This is a genomic window from Dyella humi (assembly GCF_044904605.1).
GTDB classification, from domain to species: domain Bacteria; phylum Pseudomonadota; class Gammaproteobacteria; order Xanthomonadales; family Rhodanobacteraceae; genus Dyella_B; species Dyella_B humi.
Map to the genome: position 1 here is coordinate 434,655 of NZ_JADIKI010000021.1, position 17,337 is coordinate 451,991.

At 58.6% G+C, this 17,337-nt stretch carries 17 protein-coding genes; 6 read left to right on the forward strand and 11 right to left on the reverse strand.

The features are described 5' to 3' along the window. Positions 1–2 precede the first annotated feature (2 nt). From ISP18_RS02480 to ISP18_RS02495, 4 genes are read right to left on the reverse strand one after another with little or no spacing between them, the layout of a single operon-like run. Positions 3–905, reverse strand: coding sequence for a PilW family protein (locus ISP18_RS02480; protein WP_380016682.1), 903 nt, complete (start codon positions 903–905; stop codon positions 3–5). After that, positions 896–1,336, reverse strand: a complete 441-nt coding sequence (locus ISP18_RS02485) for a hypothetical protein (RefSeq protein ID WP_380016684.1) — start codon at positions 1,334–1,336, stop codon at positions 896–898. Before ISP18_RS02485 ends, ISP18_RS02480 begins: the two co-directional genes overlap by 10 nt. Continuing rightward, positions 1,320–1,814, reverse strand: a complete 495-nt coding sequence (locus ISP18_RS02490; RefSeq protein WP_380016686.1) for a pilus assembly FimT family protein — start codon at positions 1,812–1,814, stop codon at positions 1,320–1,322. Before ISP18_RS02490 ends, ISP18_RS02485 begins: the two co-directional genes overlap by 17 nt. A 3-nt stretch (positions 1,815–1,817) precedes the next feature. Further along, a complete protein-coding gene (locus ISP18_RS02495) occupies positions 1,818–2,234 on the reverse strand; it encodes a prepilin-type N-terminal cleavage/methylation domain-containing protein (protein ID WP_380016688.1) in 417 nt (138 codons plus the stop codon). A gap of 443 nt (positions 2,235–2,677) precedes the next feature. On the opposite strand from ISP18_RS02495, the gene ISP18_RS02500 reads away from it, so the two are divergent. From ISP18_RS02500 to ISP18_RS02515, 4 genes are read left to right on the forward strand one after another with little or no spacing between them, the layout of a single operon-like run. Then, positions 2,678–3,148, forward strand: coding sequence for a roadblock/LC7 domain-containing protein (locus ISP18_RS02500; RefSeq protein ID WP_380016690.1), 471 nt, complete (start codon positions 2,678–2,680; stop codon positions 3,146–3,148). Between the two features lie 42 nt (positions 3,149–3,190). Beyond that, positions 3,191–3,550 carry a roadblock/LC7 domain-containing protein gene (locus ISP18_RS02505; protein ID WP_380016692.1) on the forward strand — a complete coding sequence of 120 codons (360 nt, stop codon included), beginning with the start codon at positions 3,191–3,193 and terminating at the stop codon, positions 3,548–3,550. 9 nt (positions 3,551–3,559) lie between these two features. Beyond that, a complete protein-coding gene (locus tag ISP18_RS02510; RefSeq protein ID WP_380016694.1) occupies positions 3,560–4,507 on the forward strand; it encodes a hypothetical protein in 948 nt (315 codons plus the stop codon). Continuing rightward, the gene (locus tag ISP18_RS02515) at positions 4,500–5,030 is read left to right on the forward strand and encodes a GTP-binding protein (RefSeq protein WP_380016696.1); all 531 of its coding nucleotides are present in this window, start codon (positions 4,500–4,502) and stop codon (positions 5,028–5,030) included. The genes ISP18_RS02510 and ISP18_RS02515 overlap by 8 nt, the downstream gene beginning before the upstream one ends. A gap of 379 nt (positions 5,031–5,409) precedes the next feature. On the opposite strand, the gene ISP18_RS02520 is transcribed toward ISP18_RS02515, so the two are convergent. Together ISP18_RS02520 and ISP18_RS02525 are read right to left on the reverse strand one after the other, a co-directional pair. Beyond that, complete coding sequence (locus tag ISP18_RS02520; RefSeq protein WP_380016698.1) at positions 5,410–6,459, reverse strand: AraC family transcriptional regulator; 1,050 nt, start codon at positions 6,457–6,459, stop codon at positions 5,410–5,412. 998 nt (positions 6,460–7,457) lie between these two features. After that, positions 7,458–9,095 carry a glycoside hydrolase family 28 protein gene (locus ISP18_RS02525; RefSeq protein ID WP_380016700.1) on the reverse strand — a complete coding sequence of 546 codons (1,638 nt, stop codon included), beginning with the start codon at positions 9,093–9,095 and terminating at the stop codon, positions 7,458–7,460. A 596-nt stretch (positions 9,096–9,691) separates the two neighbouring features. On the opposite strand from ISP18_RS02525, the gene ISP18_RS02530 reads away from it, so the two are divergent. Both ISP18_RS02530 and ISP18_RS02535 read left to right on the forward strand, forming a co-directional pair. Then, positions 9,692–10,918, forward strand: a complete 1,227-nt coding sequence (locus ISP18_RS02530; RefSeq protein WP_380016702.1) for an SGNH/GDSL hydrolase family protein — start codon at positions 9,692–9,694, stop codon at positions 10,916–10,918. Positions 10,919–11,465: 547 nt separating this feature from the next. Continuing rightward, positions 11,466–12,395 (forward strand): hypothetical protein, encoded by a 930-nt coding sequence (locus tag ISP18_RS02535; RefSeq protein WP_380016704.1) that lies wholly within the window; start codon positions 11,466–11,468, stop codon positions 12,393–12,395. A gap of 267 nt (positions 12,396–12,662) precedes the next feature. Here the strand turns inward: ISP18_RS02535 and ISP18_RS02540 are convergent, their stop codons facing one another. The 5 genes from ISP18_RS02540 to ISP18_RS02560 all read right to left on the reverse strand — a co-directional run bounded on the left by ISP18_RS02540 (position 12,663) and on the right by ISP18_RS02560 (position 17,227). Continuing rightward, positions 12,663–13,358 carry a DUF3313 domain-containing protein gene (locus ISP18_RS02540; RefSeq protein WP_380016706.1) on the reverse strand — a complete coding sequence of 232 codons (696 nt, stop codon included), beginning with the start codon at positions 13,356–13,358 and terminating at the stop codon, positions 12,663–12,665. Between the two features lie 285 nt (positions 13,359–13,643). Further along, entirely contained in the window at positions 13,644–14,369 is a 726-nt protein-coding gene (locus tag ISP18_RS02545; protein ID WP_380016708.1) for a nucleotidyl transferase AbiEii/AbiGii toxin family protein, read from the reverse strand. Then, positions 14,366–14,671: a hypothetical protein gene (locus ISP18_RS02550; RefSeq protein WP_380016710.1), complete on the reverse strand. Its 306-nt coding sequence runs from the start codon at positions 14,669–14,671 to the stop codon at positions 14,366–14,368. The genes ISP18_RS02545 and ISP18_RS02550 overlap by 4 nt, the downstream gene beginning before the upstream one ends. Before the next feature lie 95 nt (positions 14,672–14,766). Further along, positions 14,767–15,363 (reverse strand): TetR/AcrR family transcriptional regulator, encoded by a 597-nt coding sequence (locus ISP18_RS02555; protein ID WP_380016712.1) that lies wholly within the window; start codon positions 15,361–15,363, stop codon positions 14,767–14,769. A gap of 157 nt (positions 15,364–15,520) precedes the next feature. Beyond that, positions 15,521–17,227 carry a S53 family peptidase gene (locus ISP18_RS02560; RefSeq protein WP_380016714.1) on the reverse strand — a complete coding sequence of 569 codons (1,707 nt, stop codon included), beginning with the start codon at positions 17,225–17,227 and terminating at the stop codon, positions 15,521–15,523. Positions 17,228–17,337 lie beyond the last annotated feature (110 nt).

The following is a 17,337-nucleotide window of genomic DNA, read 5'->3' on the forward strand; positions in this document are numbered from 1 at the left end:
CCTTACGGCTTGAAATTGGGCAGACATACCGAGAAGGCCGGTATGTTGATCACGGCCGAACTGTTCGAGAGCGTGGAGCTGGAGATGGCGGGCAAACCGGCAGCATCGGAGGTGCTGGGTGTGCTGGAAGACGTCGCGGAAGATCCGGAAAAGCTACCCGTGCTAGAGAAATGGCTCAAGCCATCATGGTACCCATCGCCGGAATGGTCGTTCACCGAATTTTCTGAATTGCCGGAGCTGTCCGAACTGCTCGAACCATTCGACTGCCCCGCCTTCTGCTGCGCTTGCGTCGGCAAGTAGTAACTCACCTGAAAACTGCTGCTTGGCGCCGTCTGCTGATAGGGAAAGCAGCTGCCTGGCGTCGCCTGGAAGATCGACAGCGGCCCCAAGTTGCGGGCTGATGCCAGCTGATTCGTCTTCCAATTCACCCCCTGCCAGTTGGCGGCGCTCTTGCAACTGGCCGGCGTCAGCCATAGCAATCCTTGCGTGGTGACAAGTAGACCTTCGCACTGATAGCCAGCCGGATCCGTCGTACCGGAAGCAGCGGTGGGATTGAAACCCCAGATCACGGCATTGCCTGTCACCGTCGAGCTATACGAGCCCACGGCGGTGCCCTTGAGCTTGCCGTCGGACAACGCGGCGTTACTCAGTACCACCAGATCGGTGCCGATAGCGGCATTGGTGATACCGAAGCCCGCTTGCTGCATTTCCTGCTGCGAGACCAGCGAGCCGGTGGCCACCTGTCCATCGCGCACAGCCTGTTTCTCGACGAATAGGGAACTGTTAACGACATTGCGGTACAGCGTCAGCATGGCGGCAATGCTGAGCAAACCGACCACCAGGCCAACCAGCGTGCTGATCAGGGTGAAGCCGGATGCTCGCCGGTGCGCATGGATCAGGAACATGCCGACTGCGCCTGTATCATGGCGGTAGTGTCCGTCCCGACCATGATCGAGCCTTCGAACGCAGTATCGCTATGGGGAATGCACAGCACCACGCTGGACGGCTGTGTCACCGATACGCCGCCGATAGTGACCGAAGCGGCCGACAGGCATTGCACAGTGACCGGATGCACCGTATTGGTCAGCGGCAGCACGACCTTGGCCAAACTGTTATTGCTCTGACCGGGACACAGCGACGAGCCGTACTGCTGCAGCATCAGGCGCATCTGGCTGGCCGCTATACCATCCAAGCGCGCATTTTTCGCACCCACTTCCATGCGCGTGGTCGCGTATATCGTGCCCGCGCCGATGAAGCTCATGACGAGCACACTGATCAATGCTTCAAGCAGCACATCGCCGCGCTGCGATTTTTTCCGATCACGGCAGCTGTACATTCAACGTCTCCTCCGATCCCACATTGACATCCAGCCACGCTTGCGTGCACGAAAGATTGCTCACGGACGTGACCAACGCGACACCACGTTCGTTGTAAGCCACGCACTGAAACGGAATGTTGGTGGTGGTCAACACGACGGATGCATCGGAAGACAACGGCTTGGTCCACTCGATGTTGGCGCCGCACGCGGTGTTCTTCGTGCCGGCGGATACCACGCTCAGCTTTCCTCCGATTAAACAGACCGCGGCAGCCGGCAACGTCTGATCGGTAAGCCCTTGCGGATTGCGGAGCGCCAACGCCTTCGCGCGTCCCAACGCTTCATTCAAGATGTTGGCGGCATCGCGCTGATGCGCTGACTGCACCCATTCGCGAGCCAGCGGAACGCCTAGCGTAAGCAGAAAGGCGACCAGGCCGATGGTGACCATCATTTCGATCAGCGTAAATCCCTTCGTTTTGCCGTTCCTATGCATCGTCATGGCTCACCAGGTCGTTACGGAACCACAGCCAGCGACACCACCCGTGGCCGTTTGATCAAACGTCAGCACGCACGTCGCAAGCGATCCGCTTGTACCTGTCGCCGTCAAGGTGTACGTCGTGGCGTCGGAGTTGAGGGTGTAGGTAAAGTTGTTCTTCTGCGATGGACGCCAGCCCGCGTAGGCATTGCTGATTTCATCCGCGCTCTTGAAGCTGTGCGTGCCATACACCAGATTCCGCTGAAGCTCGTTCTCGAGATTGAGCGCCAGCGCATTCAGATCGGTCTTGGCCGCCTGCACTTTGCTTCGGGTGATGTAATTGCCGTAGGTGCTCATCGCGATCGCTGCAAGAATGGCGATGATCACGATCACCACCATCAGCTCGATCAAGGTGAAGCCGCGCTGCATGCGCGTACTCTTCATGATTGTTCTTCCTTATCTGTTCTGCTGTGCGTCGTCGCGGATGCGTCCTTCACAGCTTTGTTTCGAGCGGAAAACGCCGGACAATTGACGTCATTCGTCACTTTGCGACGCGACAAGAATCGATGCGTACCGGCCACGCGACGATCCCTTTCTTCGCGGCGTCCCCAATGCCGGACTGCGATGCGTTTGCTCGAATTCGGTTGTAAAAAATGGTAGGTCTCTGATGCCAAGTTATCCATGGCATTACGCAGCCCAATCTCTGTCACAGTGGGACATGCGACACGGTTTCTTTTCTGGCTTTTCCACTGTTCGCAGCAGCGTGACCCCAACTGACAGTTAATCGACCCGCAAAGGCGATGGTCGTCATGGCGCTGTGAAGCGATGATGCGCTCCAACAAAATGCGATCGCGATGAAAAGGCGCAGCCGAGCGCAGCACGCTTTCGTGACATCCCCCTACGGTCACGCCACCGCCTGGTTGAATCTCATGCACGAACCCCAAGCAGTCAGCACCGCCTTCAGACGGATGGCTGAGCTTCGCGCCATCTGTGACAGAGAGCTGGCTGACCTTTGCCAGAATTATCCGGAGATCAGCCTTGCCGTCGTGGCCACCGCCGATGCGCGGCTGATCGGCATGCGCTCGTCCCTGGTGCAGAACGGCCATCGCATTGCGGCCATGACCGGATCGCTGCTTGGCCTGTGCGAAACGCTTGCCAGAGAGCTTTCCGTCGGCGCGTGCCAGTCCACGGTGGTGTCCATGGAGGACTACACGTGCATCTTCGTGCGCATTGCCGATCCGCGTCATCCATTGGCGTTGGCGATCGGTGTGGGCCACAACATCATGCTCGCGCTGTCGCGCCGCATCGCGCTGGATCTGGCCGCGCGCATAGCCCAGCACGTGCAGGACATCGCATAAGCGCGCACACCTTCCTATCACCTTATCTACGGAACCCATGACATGAGTCATTTCAGCCTCGAATCGCTGCGCAGCATTGACGGTTACATTGCTGGCGCGTTGGTCGACGATGACAGCGGCATGCTGATGGCGGGCGACAGCACTGCCTCCATCGATCTCGAACTGGCGGCGGCCGGTAACGCCGAAGTGGTGCGCGCCAAGCGCAAGGTCGCCGCGGCGCTGAAGCTCGACGACGTTATCGAGGACATCCTCATCAGCCTCGAACGCCAGTACCACTTGATCCGTCCGCTGACCACGAACAAGCACGTGTTTCTGTACGTGATCATCGATCGCCAGAAGTCGAACCTGGCGATGGCTCGTCATCATTTGAAGGCGTTCGAGAAAACGCTCGATTTCTCCTGAACCGGCGCCATGACGGAAGAAAACATCAAGCACATCAAGATGGGCGTGGCCGGCCTCTCCGAAGAGCTGGAGTTGCGCCTGTCGCTCGCCTGTGGCTTGCTGGCTGCCTCGCAGGTCCATGTCGAGATCCAGAATTGGAAAGGCAGCGAAAGCGATATCCTCGTGGCCGACATCGACAGCGGTCACGGCCGCCTGGCGTATGAATTGGCCATGCGGCGCAAGCTGCCCGTGATGGTGTTTCCACGCAGCGGCGATACCGGAACCACCTACCCGGCCAAGCTGGACCGCGATGCACCCGCCGCTGCGCTGGCACGCGCCCTGCACGAAAAACTGCAGCCTTCGCCCGAAGCATCGTCCGACAACGTGCAAGGATTCTTGGGCATCTGCATCAGAGAGGTCGGTTGCAACCAGGATCTTTTGGTGAAGCGCGGCGGCATTGCGATGGTCCTGCGCCATGCGGCCGGCCGCATCCTCACGCGTTCGGTCAGCGATCTGTCCGCGGCAGAAACGCGTTTGATGGACAACGCGTGGCTGTGCGTGACGCGGCCGGCGAACGACCCGCACCAACACGAATGGCTGGTATCGCGCAGCCTGGATGGTTTTCTGATCAAGGCCTGCCTCAAGCATCAGGCTGCACTGCCCCCGCTCGGCGGCAAGCTGTATCGACTGGCGCGCTGGCCCGACCTGGGCAGTGTTACCGATGATCAGGACACGCTGCGACTGTCTGCCCTGCTGCAGCGCTCGGCGTGGTCCGCCGGTGCGCTGACAAAACATACCGAGCTTGCCGCGGAGCACGTCAACGCGTTCTTCTGGGCGACATTGGCCAGCGGCGCGCTTGCGTGCGCCGACGGCAACATGGTCAAACCCACTGAACCCCCGACGCCTTCCTCGGCGTCCTCCCTCATTCAACGCGTTGCACGGCATTTCGGGCTGAAGCTGGGTTACTCGCATGCTTGATTCTGAAAAGACAATCAAACTCCTGTTCGTCGGTCCGCTCGGTTCCGGCAAAACCACCGCTATTCGTGCCATTTCCGATACCCCCCCTGTGTCGTCGGAGATGCCTTTGATGGATGCCGCGCCGAACGGGAAAACCAGCACGACAGTGGCTTTCGACTACAGCACCATCCAGCTCAATCCGGACGAGACCTTGCACGTGTACGGCCTGCCGGGTCAGGACTACTTGGATTTCATGGGTACGATCGTGGGACCCGGCGCACTCGGCGCGGTGTTGCTGCTGGATGCTTCGTCGCAAACGCTGGAGCAGGATTGCCGTTCGTCGGTCGAACAACTGGCACGCATCGATCCAAACCTGCACTTCGTGATCGGCATCAGCAAGACCGATGTTACGCCCGGGTTCTCGATGGAAGCGATGTACGCACTCGCGCGGCGTATGAGTTTGTTCGTGCCGATCTTCTGCATCGACCCGCGCGATCCGGCGCATGTAAGGCAATTGGTGCGGGCGTTGTTGTATTTGCTGTAGCTCACCCACACTCGCATGCGTGGATTGGAATCTTGCGAATGATTCTCCTGAGTGAGCCCCTCTCCCTCCGGGAGAGGGTGCCGACAGGCGGGTGAGGGTTCGGGCGAAGCGCAGTACACACTTCTCGTGCAAGTCTTTGTCATCGCGCGCTGCTCGTACCCTCACCCCAACCCCTCTCCCGGAGGGAGAGGGGCTTACTCGCCGCTTCAATCCAGCGCAAACAACGTCACTGCTCCATGCAGAGTATGCGTGCACGGTTCGCTGCAATGTGTCGGTCATGGCAAGCACAGCTCCCCATCCCAGTCGAGAACGTCAACCGACGCAATGAAAAACTTGCGTAGCCGTCATTCGCGCTTACGCAAATAACGGCCTAAAAAAATCAAGCCGCAACCACCTGCGCCACCGCCCCACGCTCCAACTTGTAAGGCAGCTTCGAGCGATACTGGCTGGGCGATTCGCCGGTCCAGCGGCGGAAGGCACGCGTGAGATTGGCCGCATCCGAATAACCGCGGCGATTGGCAATCTCGTCGATCGTCATCGTGGTGTTCAGCACGTCGCGGAGTACTTCCTGCTTGCGCGCTTCGTCCACCAGCTGGCGGAAGTTGAAACCCAGGTGACGCAGCTTGCGTTTCAAGGTACGGCTGGACATGCACAGCGCCTGCGCCACTTCTTCCATCCCTAAGTACGTGCCGTCTTCCAGCGGCAGCAGACCCTTGATGCGCGCGATCAGGCAGTTGTTCTGGCCCAGCGCGATGCGCTCGCGCTCGCACTGCTGTTTGATCTGGCTACACACCAGACTGTGCGCGGTCGGCAACGGCAGATCGAGGTAGGTGCTGGGCATGCGCACCTGGCACAGCCCGGTGGAGAAGCGCAGCTTGGGCAGGCGGCCGGCGTACGCCGACGTGTAGGACGGCTGTTCGTCCTTGAACCACATTTCCACGTCCGGCAATTCGCACTGCGCAAGCTGCTCGGCGAGGCGCGCGGTCATGGTGGCCAGGCGCTCCAACGCGCAGTTGCGCAACAGGGCACCGGGGGCCAGGTCCTGGATGTTCAGCTCTGCCAGCCCGTCGTGTTCGTGCAGATAGATGCAGAACCCGGTGGTACGCACATCCAGGTAACCGCTCCACAAGCGCAGCGCCTCGCGCAGGGTGCGGCAGCTCATCAGGCCCAACCCCAGAATGCCGTGCCAGGTGAGCGTGCTGCGCAGACCCAGTTCGAAGCCGAGGCCGGGGTCACCGGTCAAGCGCACCGCGTTTTCCAGCAAGGCCGCATCCTGCTGCGTGGTCAGGCGAAGGTCGCCGTCCAGCTGCGCCGATCCGATACCCGTTTCCGCCAGCGCCAAGTCCCTGCCGATGTTCCGCTGCTCCAGATACTCGAGCAGGCCAATCGCATATTCCGCGGAGACATCGCCCCGGTACCACTCGTTCATGTCCAACCCTCGTCTTCACGCCGAGGCCAGTCGACCCAGTTTCGACCTGTCAGCCTCTGCAGCGGGGTGGATCATCGGGACGGGACTCCCGACACGCATGCGCTTTGCGTACGCGGAGCATGCTTTTGCTATGACAAGGTTTCAGATCAATGGGTTAGACGAGAAAAAACAGGCTTTTGAATCAGGTTTTTGCGGGCGGAAATGTCCAAAAACATGTCTGGTGATGTCCGGTGAGGACCAGTAAACGGGCAAAAGTGCCATTTGTCATGCACAGTGAGGGCTTCAACAAACGTGATTGGCCGACAGATGGCAGTAGATGGTTCGGCAGCAACCTGGGCTGCGTAGGAGTAGCACCCTCTCCCTCCAGCCTAATTGGCGTCGAACCTCAGCCATCCCTGCTTTTGGCTCGTCATCCCAGCGAAAGCTGGGATCCAGTGACTGTAAACCGCCTGAAAGGCGCTGGATCCCAGCTTTCGCTGAGGTGACGATGAGGCACGGCTGAGATTTGGCACTAATCAGGCCGGAGGGAGAAAGATAAATTCCTGACGCGGCCAAGCTTCATGAAATTTCACTAGGGACCAGGCACTCCATATATATGTCACCCGCCCAAGCCAGGAGCGCCCCCTACCCGACCCAAGTTCCATGCCGGGCAGCGTGGAAGATGAAAGGCCCGTTGGAACAGCAAATCGTCCCAACGGGCTAATGGGGTCTTTAGTACAAGCCTCTAGACTGTCAATCAGTCAACCGCATCCCTGCATCCGCTCCGGCACGGTGTTTCGCGGACTTCCGCGTCGCGAGTCGCAGGGAGCAGCCTCATGCATGACGAGATCTCCCCTCAGAGCCGGTTGGACTGGCGGGGCCGGTGAAGTGCTTCCTGACTTCGCCGGCCCCGTTTTTATTTGTGGCGCACTGCCTCACGCATGTGCGCATCGCTGGCACCGCGTGCTTTTCGGCCCTTCAAACACCTGGCAAGCGTCCATGCTCGCCAAGTACTTCCGTCAGATAGGCGAATTCGCCGACACGCTGCTGTACGGCACGAATGCGTTGCTGCAATCGACCGGCGCCGGACTCTCGGTGATCGAACCGGCAAACGTCACGCCCTTGCCATGCTGCTGCACCAGGTTCTGCACAAAGCTCACCGTGCCCGGACCGAAGGTGAAGGCCGTATTGGCCGGCAGCACGCTCGGGCTACCGTTATGGCCTTTCATGTAAGTGGTCGGCTGCTCGCCGTCGAATTGCACGTTGTTCAATGCAATTTGCAGCGGATATTGCGCGTAGGCGACGAATGTGGCCTGACCACCGCCATATGCAGCACTGCCCATATTGTGGAAACCGTTGACAGTGATGTTCTTGAACGAGGGATAGAGCTTCTTCTTGGTCGAGCTGTAGTACGTATCGAATGCCATTGGCTGGCGCACGTTGCGCACGCACACGTTTTGGTAGGTCACACCGTCCACCAGGCCACCGCGCGATGCGTCGGACTTGATGCGGATGCCTACGCCATTGGAACTGTCATAGCCATCAACGCTGAGGTCTTCCACCGTCACGTCGCTGACGCCGGTGTTGGTTTCGCTACCGATCGACAAACCATGGCCGTAATACAGATGATTGTGCGCAAACATCAGATGATGCGAGCCCGAACCCGAGCCGGCCTTCACCGCCACGTGATCGTCGCCGGTGCTGATATAGGAATACGCCAGCAGCACGTGGCTGGATTCACCCGGATCGAAGCCATCGGTGTTCTTCACCGTGTCCGGCGTGAAGCAGGTCGCGTAGGTTCCCGACACCTTATCGGGTGTTGTGCCTTTCTTGCAGGCATAGCCGGGCTGGGTATAGGCCAGGCTCGGCGAAAGAATCTTGATTCCCCAGGCAGTCACGTTATCCAGGCCGTCGAGCGCGAGGTGGAAGTTCGGCGAGTTCTGGAAAGTCACGCCGTACAGCGTGAAATTGCTGCCACCGTTGATGTTGAGCAGGCGCGGATTGTGCTGCGTGACGTTGGATGTCTTGGTCTGATAAGCCACGTCCCACCAAGTTTTCACGCCAGCATTGGGGCCTTTGCTCAGCACGGCGCCGCCACGTCCATCGATCACACCTTCGCCGACAATGCCGCTATTGACGACGTGACTGGCACTGATCAGCGCATAGCACGACGATGCGCTGTTCGTGTTGGCGATGCCACAGATGCCCAAGCCGCTGTCGTAGTCAGACGGATTGCGCGAACCGAACACCGTCACGCCCTTGTCGATCCACAGCGTGACGCCAGATTGCAGCGTGATCGGCCCGATCAGGAAACCGGATTCACCATGGTTCCCAGCCACCAGCTTCACCGCCCCGCCACCTTTAGCGCGACAGTCATTGATCGCGTTTTGAATGTTGGCGGTATCCGGCGCGGATTGGGTCGGATCGCTGTCGACCGAAGCATCCAGCACGCCGTTGACCGGCTTCTGCGTTGCCGGAATGGACGTGCACACCGCGCTGTTGGCAGGCAGCGACGGCTCGTTGATGACGCCCCACGACGTCTGCACGCCAGTGGACGTCTGCGCCGCACAGGCGAAGGCGCCGGTGAACGCGAGCGTGCCCAGCACAGTGCGTACCGTTCGGGATAACAACTTCTGCGACAAAGGATTGGTTCTCACGCAAATGCCTCGTGAAATAAAAGTGAGTGACGAACAGCCGTACGTAGCCTAGAAGGCATGCTGAAAGACTTGTTATCCGAAGAGGTCAATCCGCCAGTCCCGCAGGGACAGATATGTGGATTCGTGATTCGCTGCAGAAAGAAAATCAAAATGTCATGCAAGCAATGGCGCATGCGTGACGGCATAGCACGGCTCGCGCTGACAACGAATGCGGACTCGTATCAGATCGCCGCTATATCCGAATGCTTCTATCGCTGGATGCAATACGCGTAGCGCCTACAGTGCACAGATGACATTTTTCAGTCATAGCGTGACCAATCGTCGCTTCGAGCGCGTCCTGCACAAACTGGGGTTTTCCGATCGAACCTAGTCAGCCGTTCATGCCGCACCATGCGGTCTGGATGACGCGTGACATCAAACGGCTCGTCGCCTATGCGAAGGGCCTTCCATTTTGAGGCGCCGGCCGGTGCTTTTCTGCATTGCAACAAACACTTGCTGCGCGCATGCCTGAGAAATTTTGTAATACCCGATCGCAGCTAAGTTAATCGGGCTTTTGCTATACGTGCCCGCTGCAAAGACCACATGGGAGGAGCGGCATGCGTCATCGGGTATTGAAATGGGTGTTCACCGGATCGGTTTCCGCAGTTTCGGCTTGCGCGATGGCTGCCAGCGGCGCGGATCATCGCGCGTGGGTCGACGCCTGGGCAGCAGTGCCGGATACCGCCGGTCCTGTCTTGAATGCACAGACGGTACGGCAGATCGTGCGCACGAGCGTAGGCGGTTCGGAAGTGCGCGTGCGTCTTTCCAACCTGTTCGGGAGCGTGCCTATCACGCTTGGCCCGGTGCACGTGGCCCTGAGCGCCAAGGAAGCGGATACGGTGCCCGGCAGTGATCACGCGCTGCTGTTCAATGGAAAGCCCACCGTCATCATCGCCAAGGGTGAGAGCGTGCTGAGCGATCCGGTGAAGATGGATGTGAAAGCCCTGCAGGAGCTGGCGGTGAGCATCTACGTACCGGCTGATACGCAATACCATGCAGCAACCATCCACAACGCCGGCCTAGCTACCGCATATATCACCGAGAGCGGTGATGCCACCGCGGCAGAGCAATTTCCGCGCGAAGAAGTAAGCGGTAATCGCTTCTTCCTCACCGACGTGGAAGTGGCCGGTTCATCTGCTAAGCGCACGCTCGTCACCTTCGGTGATTCCATCACAGATGGCGTGGGCTCCACAGTGAATGCAAACGAGCGCTGGCCGGATTATCTCGCCGCACGTCTGCAAGCTGATGCAAAGTTGTCATCCATTGGCGTTGCAGATGCCGGTATCGGCGGCAATCGCATTCTGCACGACAACTTCGGACCCAGTGCGCAGGCACGTTTCGATCGCGATGCGCTGGACAAGCCGGGCGTGCGCTGGATTGTGTTGTTGGAAGGTATCAACGACATCGGTGGCTCGGGTTACGCCTGGGAAGCGAAGGACAAGATCACCGCCCAACAGTTGATCGACGGCATGAAAACGCTGATCGCCCGCGCACATGCCAAACACGTGAAGATCTACGGAGCCACATTGACGCCTTACGGCGGCAACGGCTGGCCGTATCACAGCGTGGCAGGTGAAAAGACACGTCAGGAAGTGAATTCGTGGATCCGCAGTTCCGGCGCATTCGACGGCGTGGTGGATTTCGACAAGGCGGTTCGCGATCCGGCCGCGCCGGAAAAGATGCTCGCTGCGTACGACAGTGGCGATCATTTGCATCCAAGCAGTGCGGGTTATCAGGCGATGGCCAATGCGGTGGATTTGCGGTTGTTTGCTGATAAGCCGTGAGCGTTTTTAGCGGGCTGTACTCGCAACGTTCAAACGGCTCCCTCCCCTGCTTGCAGGGGAGGGCTGGGGTGGGGTGGGGTGAACACTTGCCTCAGACCTTCCCGCAAGTGTTCACCCCCTCCTAACCTCCCCCTGCAAGCAGGGGGAGGGACCACTTAGCAAGTTGCACGCAAGTCATAGCCATCACGACAGACAGAAAAACACTTCTTCAAAACATTTTTCTGACCATGTGCTTCTATGGAATGACGACTCACTTCGAATAAGCATTTGCGTACAGAAACGGGGCGCCAACATGGCCCGAAACACCTCCAAAGCTGTCCTTTAAGGACATTCCCACGGCCACTTTTCCGCACCGCGATATTGACCTCAACTGACAGTTAATCGACCTAAGTAGCGATAGCGGTTATAGCCGCTAGCAGCGATGATTTCCCTGCATTCTTCATACGCCTGATAACACCCAGGCTCGAAATCGTCGCAACCCGAATGCAAAGGCATGCAGGTTTTTATAGGGGAAAACCTGCAGGTGCCGCATCGGGAGGAACAATTCATGAAAGTTCATATCGGTTTGGCCGGCCTTCCCTACGAAGTCGAACTCAGGTTCTGGCTCGCCTGCAAACTCCTGATGTCCTCATCCACGTCCGTTCAGTTGCACAAGTGGGACGGAAAATCGTGCGACATCCTGATCACGGATCTGGATAGCGAACAAGGCCAGATCGCCTACGAACTGGCCATGCACAGCGACACGCGCGTGCTGTTTCTGAGCAAGGATCAATACATCGAACATCCTGCCGGTACGCGCATCGACAAACACGCCACGGCATCGGCCATCGCCAAGACGCTGGAGAATATGCTTGCTACGTCATCCGACCAGGATGGCGCACTGCAAGGTTTGCTCGGCATTTGCCTGGTGCAAGGTGGTAACGGGCACGAAGTGATGGCCAGCAACGGAACCATTTCCGTGGTGCTTCGCCAGGGCACGCGGCGGATTTATGCCAGTTCGAGGGACGAACTCGAAGTGGCGAAACTGCAACTGCTCGATGCGTCCTGGGCCAGTGTGTCGATCACAGCACCCTGCGAATATCAATACGAGGGATTGGTTTCGGAAAGCCTGGACAACTTCCTCGTTTCCGCCTGTCATCATCATCGGTCCAAGCTTGCTCCGATCAGCGATGCAGCTTATCGGCTCAAACTTTGGCCCGATCTCATTGCCTTTCCGGACAACAAAGAAGCACGGCGCTTGTCTTCTGCGCTTTACCGCAAGGGTTGGCACGTGGAACAACTGGCTGAGCATTGCGGCGTTTCCAGCGAAACGGCCCATGCATTCTGCTGGGCAATGCAAGCAAGCGGCGCACTGAAGCTGGACGATGGCAGCCAAGACGTTGCCATAGAACCGGTCAACGAAGTCCTGCCACCGATACCGCTAGTGCAGCGGGTGGTGCGGCACTTCGGGCTAAAGACGCGGCAGACGCATGCCTGATGTTCCGCTTTGCGGATGACGGCTTCGAAAGACCGATGCCTGGTACCGCAATGCGGTGATCGGCGTAGGCAATCCCAAGGTGGCGGTGTATCGCTTGCCGAACATGGGTGAACTTGTGCATGCATCCGGTGCGGATTATCGCGAATAAGCTGTGGGACTCACCGCAGAATTGCGGCTACCACGCCGACGTCGTCGGCGTGGACATGCGCCCGTTCGTCGCCTACGCCCCATGCAAAACACGAAAACGAGCAACGTGCAGGGCCAGGCTCAATGTGACCTGGTAATACCGTCCATCGGTGCAGCATCACTGCTCAATTGCTCGGCCAGCGCATCTGCACCTTTGTCGATGCCGACGCGTGCCGCCTTCAATGCACCGAAACTGGCGCCCACGTTCATCGCATTCGGATACTGCTTGGTGACGTAAGCACTGAGCAATTGCCGCGACAACGCATCGTAGATTTCCACCGAGTAGATCACCGAGCCGTTCATCATGCCTTCCTTGCCGCGAATGGCCTGCACGCTGTTGTACATGCCGCCACCGATGTCGAACTTCGTAAACGTGCCGAGCACAGGCGTGGTGGTTTTCGCGCCGGTGAGCGTCAGCTTGATCTGCAAGGTACCGGGGCCCGGCTCGTTCACCAGTTCAAAGCGCGTACCCAGTTTCTCCGCGAACTTGGTCTGCATGTAGCTGGCAAGCGCGTTCTTGTCTTCCTCGCTCATACTGCCGAACTGGTTGTCGGCGCCCCGATACACCGCCACTGGCTCCAGCATGATTTTCCGGTATGAGCGCCAGCTCACCGGCGTGTCATAGCGATACGGCACGCGGCTGTTGTGTGAGTCGGGGCTCAGATACGAGGATGATGCGATGCCGGAATAAGGAATCGGCTTCACACTGGCGCAGCCGGTCATAGCTACGCAAACGGCAGCAGCTAGCCATAGCCGCCTGTTGGTCGACTTGTTCATGGGGTCTCCGTGTTGGGGGCGGCGCCTGCTGCCAAGGGAAAGGCCGCAGCCACGCCTGTACTTACGCGGGACCCAGGCTAACAGCAGCTCTTTCCATTTGCAAACCGTCTGGTCGGTTTTTATTTAACACCAACGCGGCGGGCAAAATTAGCTGCTCCATACGAAGCTATGTCGCCAAACGCATGACGTGCAGAGCCCGGTAGGTTGGGGTGACAACCCCAACATCGCGATGGATGGAAGCTATCGTACGTTGGGGTTCGCATTCGCTCACCCCAACCTACTCACTCATGATTCAGCAGCACCAGGCAAACGCCGGTGTGCTTCGTCGCCACGCTCCAGATAGATATCCAACTGCTTCTTGGCCCAATCGATCGTCCTACCGAAATCGGGAAGCGAAGGCGCCAAGATGGCGTGCCAAAGCATCATTGCCCGCGACGAGTGGCCGATGCTATCCAGCGCCAGACGGATGCCATCGGCGCGTTTCTCCAGCAACTTGCCCATGCCAGCAACAGGGATGACATCCGGCCGCATGGTTTCGATTGCCCACCAATCGAAAAGGTCGCGAGGCGTGAGCGTCGCCCCACGAAAAAACAGCTTCTTCGCCAATACTTCTGCCATGGGGTCTAGCGCGAACGCCGTATCGGGCTCGGACTCAGGAGGCAAGTCCAGCAGCCGCGTACGGACGATGAAGTCGATCTCCCCTTCAGGAAAACGCAGCTTGAGATAATCGGCTGCTTCCTCGTAATCGGCAGTCAACGCCTCCACGTGATCGTTCAGGCGCGGCGTCAGATATCCGATCCATTGAGCATCGGTGAAGAAAAGATCGATATCGTGACTCATGCGGTGATTCAACGTGAGCATGAGTCGGGTGCCCCCTCCAAGTAGAGGCTTAAAATCACGACCGCTCTTTTGCGAGATGTCAGCCACAATGCGCCTGGCCACTGCTTCCAGCACGCGCCAGCTACCCGCAGCACGGAACTTGGCGAGTTCCTCGACCGAAATCTCACTCACAACATATGCTCGACGGCGTGTTCCCAGCTAGCCACCCGAGGCATGGATGCAGCCAGGGATTCTCGATAGAGCTGCTCCACATGCGCGAGGTCGGCCTTGGCTTCCGCGGCTGCATGAAGGATCAACTGAGGCGACAGTTCGGCGAATAGACCACTGATCAGTGCAGCGGCATGTGGGGAGTCCGATAACGGAGCCACTGAGCCCTTTCGCAAAGCGAGCGCCAGTTGATCCGCCGTGAGGATATTCCCCACCGGAACGTTGAGATGCGTAACCACCAGGTCGAGCCAGTGCTGCGGATTCATAGCTTGCGTCGCTCAGATCGACGCGATCACCCTATAGCGGTGATCGCAAGGAGTCAATAGAAAAGCCTTTTACGACAGCGACTTATAACCATGCCTCAATGCTTGCCAGAAGCCTTCTTTTTGGACGAAGGTGCGGCGCGCGATGACTTCTTGGCAGTCGCCTTCGCATGCGCCAAAGCCGTCCATTTGTCATCGTCCATCAAGCGACGAAACAGGCGTTCACGCTCCGTCTCGGAAAACGGACTGGTTCCAAACATTGCCGAAAGCAGTAAGCCCTGGGCAGCCGACCAGCGTAGTAGCGCCAGCTCCGGATCGACCGCTTCGGCCTTGATGCGTTCGACGCGATTACGGGCGGTTTCTCGGCTCAACGCAAGCAGCTCCGGCTCTTCCACCAGCGCGGCCACGATGGCGTGAGCTATGGAATATGGCTGGTGCGAAACTTCCCTGATCTGTGCTATTTGTTCCATCAGAGCGGTTTTATGTTGAGCGGTATTCCCCTTCGACGCGGCAACCGGCGAAGCATCATCGAAATACTTGATCTGGTGTTCCAGCAAAGCCCTCAGCACATCAACTTTGCTGGGAAACTGATGCATCACCCCACCCTTGCTGAGCCCGCTTTCGCGCGCTATTGCGTCGAAAGTAAGCCGCCCCGGACCATCGCGGGCGATGATAGTGAGCGCTGCCTGGATCACCGCCTGGCGGGTGCGTTCGGAACGGGAGGGGTTGTCCATAAAGAAGCCGGTGCGATGAAATGCGAAACGCGTATCCGGCAACTATACATCGCATGGCTCCCTCCCCTGCTTACAAGGGAGGGAGCCACGTTCGACAGGCTAAAAAAATCCCAGCGTTTTACTTGGTTCCCACCAGGGCCGAAATGAAGGCCGGCCCGATCGGACTACCCCAGCCAGTCACCAGGTCGAAACCGGCCACGGCCTTGAAGCCGCCGTTGCTGCCGCTGGTGATGTCGTGGAAGTAGCTGTGGTAGTTCGAACCCACGCCGAAGTTGTAGAGCGCGGTATTGAGGAACCCGATATTGCCCACGCCATTCGCTGCGGCTTGCTGATTGGCCAGCGCAATCACGCCGGCCAAACGAGGTGCCGCATAGCTGGTGCCGCCTACACCGGTTTCCAGCTGGCCGTTGCTGTAAGTGGGATTGTCGAAATTGCCTTCCAGCGCAATATCCGGATCGTTGCGATATTGGGTCGATCCTTTATTGGTGCTGTTAATCACGCCGCTCAACTGCTGATAGCTCGGGATCGCATAACCGGCCGACGAAAGATAACCGCCGCTGCTATCTGCCCACGCGGTTTCCGATGCCCACGAACCGCCGGCACCATTGGTGGTGAGATCGGTGGCGCCGACATCGGTAATGTACGGATCCAGCGAAGGCGCAGCCCAATTGCTGGTGGTGTACGAGCCCGCATCGCCGCTTGCATTCACGAAGGTCTGGCCCTGCGCCTGGAATTGCTTGTAAATGGAATCGTCGCTGCTGCCGAAATCGCCGCCGCCCCAGGAACTGGAAATCACCGAGGCGGTGTCGTCGCTGGCCATCTGATTGAGGATGTCACCGGCACTGCTGCCTTCGTAGAACAAAATCTGCGTAAGGCCCGGTGCCATGCCAGCCAGGTTGGCGATATCCAGGATCTGCTCACCGTCGCTGCACGAACTCGAACCCGTGCTCGGATTGGTGCATGCACCATTGAAACCATTCACCAGCACGTTGTTCACCGGCACGCCAGGATCGCTTGCGCCGGTTGCAGAGTAGTAGCCACTCAAGTCGCTGCTCTGATAACCGTCATACGAAAAGATGGCCGCGGTCTGACCGGCACCGGTCAACGAGCCGGAACCGTAATAAGCAGCGCGAATGTCGCTGGGCAGGTAATTGCCGCTGGGGCCCGAACCGCTGGCATGCGCAATCACCGCCTGTGCCGAGGCAGGATGACGGCGCATGTGCGTGAACGGTCGCACGTAGTTGTCCAGGCCGTTGACGTGCAGCAGTTGCACGCCAAGATCGAGCGTTGGCTCACGATCCGGTGCGAAGAACAGGCGATTTTCCGTCGGATGCTGGTATTGGCGCATCGTTACATGCAAGGCACGATTGACGTCATTCACGCTGCCCTGCACGTCGACGATATGACGGTTGGCCGTGGTGGCGGTCACCGTTAAATGGTTGGCCTTCGCCCACGCCACCACTTTGTCGTAATCAGCCTGGCTCGGCTCGAAACGCGTGGTGAATTCCTTCGAACTCAGGTAATGATGGTAAAGCGAACTGCTGGGATCGTAGAGCTGCGCAATCAGGCTATCCAACTCGCTTTCGTTGCGCAGTGGCAATACCAGGCCGAGCTTAAGCTGCTTGTTGGTCTCCAGCACTTTCGCGCTAACGGCCTGGCCGGAGTGAATGACGGCCGGCACGTGACCCTGCGTCAGCAAAGAAAAAGCGCCGTGCGTAGCACTCGCTTGACTGCTTTGTGTTCCCATTGCCAATGCACCGGCAATCAACAACGCCGGCAAAGTGTGCTTGAAACGCGACAGCTTGTTTCCAGAAGAAAAATGCATAGTCCAATCTCCCCAAGTACGCAGGCGTGAGCCTGGCTTGATCCGTGGTTGGGCACGAACGGTCGCTGATATATGCCATGCCTTGCCGGTGACGATGTGCTAGTTCCGTG

Excerpts from the sequence above, each read along its gene's own strand:
- ISP18_RS02490 (WP_380016686.1), bottom strand. The coding sequence starts at position 1,814 with ATGACGATGCATAGGAACGGCAAAACGAAGGGATTTACGCTGATCGAA.
- ISP18_RS02485 (WP_380016684.1), bottom strand. The coding sequence starts at position 1,336 with ATGTACAGCTGCCGTGATCGGAAAAAATCGCAGCGCGGCGATGTGCTG.
- ISP18_RS02515 (WP_380016696.1), top strand. The coding sequence starts at position 4,500 with ATGCTTGATTCTGAAAAGACAATCAAACTCCTGTTCGTCGGTCCGCTC.
- ISP18_RS02560 (WP_380016714.1), bottom strand. The coding sequence starts at position 17,227 with ATGCATTTTTCTTCTGGAAACAAGCTGTCGCGTTTCAAGCACACTTTG.
- ISP18_RS02480 (WP_380016682.1), bottom strand. The coding sequence starts at position 905 with ATGTTCCTGATCCATGCGCACCGGCGAGCATCCGGCTTCACCCTGATC.
- ISP18_RS02535 (WP_380016704.1), top strand. The coding sequence starts at position 11,466 with ATGAAAGTTCATATCGGTTTGGCCGGCCTTCCCTACGAAGTCGAACTC.
- ISP18_RS02530 (WP_380016702.1), top strand. The coding sequence starts at position 9,692 with ATGCGTCATCGGGTATTGAAATGGGTGTTCACCGGATCGGTTTCCGCA.
- ISP18_RS02520 (WP_380016698.1), bottom strand. The coding sequence starts at position 6,459 with ATGAACGAGTGGTACCGGGGCGATGTCTCCGCGGAATATGCGATTGGC.
- ISP18_RS02505 (WP_380016692.1), top strand. The coding sequence starts at position 3,191 with ATGAGTCATTTCAGCCTCGAATCGCTGCGCAGCATTGACGGTTACATT.
- ISP18_RS02550 (WP_380016710.1), bottom strand. The coding sequence starts at position 14,671 with ATGAATCCGCAGCACTGGCTCGACCTGGTGGTTACGCATCTCAACGTT.
- ISP18_RS02540 (WP_380016706.1), bottom strand. The coding sequence starts at position 13,358 with ATGAACAAGTCGACCAACAGGCGGCTATGGCTAGCTGCTGCCGTTTGC.
- ISP18_RS02495 (WP_380016688.1), bottom strand. The coding sequence starts at position 2,234 with ATGAAGAGTACGCGCATGCAGCGCGGCTTCACCTTGATCGAGCTGATG.
- ISP18_RS02510 (WP_380016694.1), top strand. The coding sequence starts at position 3,560 with ATGACGGAAGAAAACATCAAGCACATCAAGATGGGCGTGGCCGGCCTC.